Source organism: Neisseria sp. P0009.S007 (assembly GCF_051962515.1).
In genome coordinates this window covers 1-1506 of the sequence record NZ_JBQCVF010000315.1, presented here as the reverse complement: position 1 = coordinate 1506, position 1506 = coordinate 1, and the positions used below count along the sequence as shown (strand labels likewise).

The window sequence follows — 1506 nt, the reverse complement described above, 5'->3', positions numbered from 1 at the left end:
ATTTGTTCATACTTTTTAAAATATAGTAAATAGTAATAAGTAATATAATTATGCCACAGTATTTAAAATTTGCCATATATTCTTCATAATCGTATCATCTATAATTCTTTATTTATAAAAAAAGGGCGTGTTTTCACACGCCCTTTCGTCTTATTTCAGACGGCCTTAAGATTGAAAAAATTAACCTCTTTTATGTTTGCCGCCAAAGCTGTCGTTAGACTTGCGCTTGCCTTTAAAGCCTTCGCCGCCTTTTTTGAAACCGTCAGACTTCTTGAAACCGTCTTTCTTAAAGCCATCTTTCTTGAAACCGTCTTTTTTATGACCTTCGCCGCGTGATTTGCCGCCGAAGCCTTCTTTAGCCGGTTTCTTATCGCTGCGCCAGCCGCCGGATTTACGATCACCCCAGCCGCCTTTACCTTTCGGTTTGCCACCGGCAGATTTGCGTTTGCGTGTCGGCTCCATGCCTTCGATGGTCAGCTCAGGTAATTTACGGCCGATGTATTTTTCAATTTTGTGTACTTTGACATATTCGTTCACTTCGGCAAAAGTAATCGCAATACCGGTACGGCCAGCGCGGCCGGTACGGCCGATGCGGTGAACGTAGTCTTCAGCCTGTTTTGGCAAGTCGTAGTTGATAACGTGGGTAATGGTTGGTACGTCGATACCGCGTGCGGCAACATCGGTGGCAACCAAAATTTTGCAGCGGCCTTTACGCAAGTCCATCAGCGTGCGGTTACGCCAGCCTTGCGGCATATCGCCGTGCAGGCAGTTGGCGGCGAAACCTTTTTCGTACAATTCATCCGCGATGACTTCGGTCATTGCCTTAGTGGATGTGAAGATCACGCATTGATCGATATTGGCATCGCGCAAGATGTGGTCGAGCAGGCGGTTTTTATGGCGCATATCGTCGCAGTACAGCAGCTGCTCTTCGATTTTGCCTTGATCATCCACGCGCTCAACTTCGATGGTTTCAGGGTCTTTGGTCAGTTTGCGCGCCAGCTTGCCCACTGCGCCGTCCCAAGTGGCTGAGAACAACAAAGTCTGACGGTCGCTCGGCGTTGCTTCCACGATGGTTTCGATGTCGTCGATAAAACCCATGTCCAACATACGGTCGGCTTCGTCCAGAATCAGCACTTCCAAACGATCAAAATCAACTTTACCGCTCTGCATCAAATCCATCAGACGGCCCGGAGTAGCGACAATCAGGTCAACCGGTTTGCTCAAAGCACGGGTTTGGTAGCCGAAAGATGCGCCGCCTACAATGCTGACAGTACGGAACCAACGCATATTTTTAGCATACGCCAGCGCATTTTTTTCCACTTGAGCCGCCAGTTCGCGGGTCGGGGTCAATACCAAAGCGCGCGGGCCTTTGCCCGGTTTTTCGCTGCGTTTGGTCAGTTTTTGCAAAGTCGGCAGCAGGAAGGCTGCGGTTTTGCCTGAACCGGTTTGTGCCGAAGCCATAATGTCGCGGCCGTCCAAAGCAAACGGAATCGCTTGCGCCTGAAT

General features: G+C 49.2%; 1 protein-coding gene. It reads right to left on the bottom strand.

Annotated features, from left to right (window positions below; genetic code table 11):
• Positions 1 to 180: 180 nt before the first annotated feature.
• Positions 181 to 1506 (bottom strand): DEAD/DEAH box helicase (locus ACTHS3_RS12830; protein WP_440368114.1); only part of this gene is annotated, 1326 nt, incomplete at its 5' end.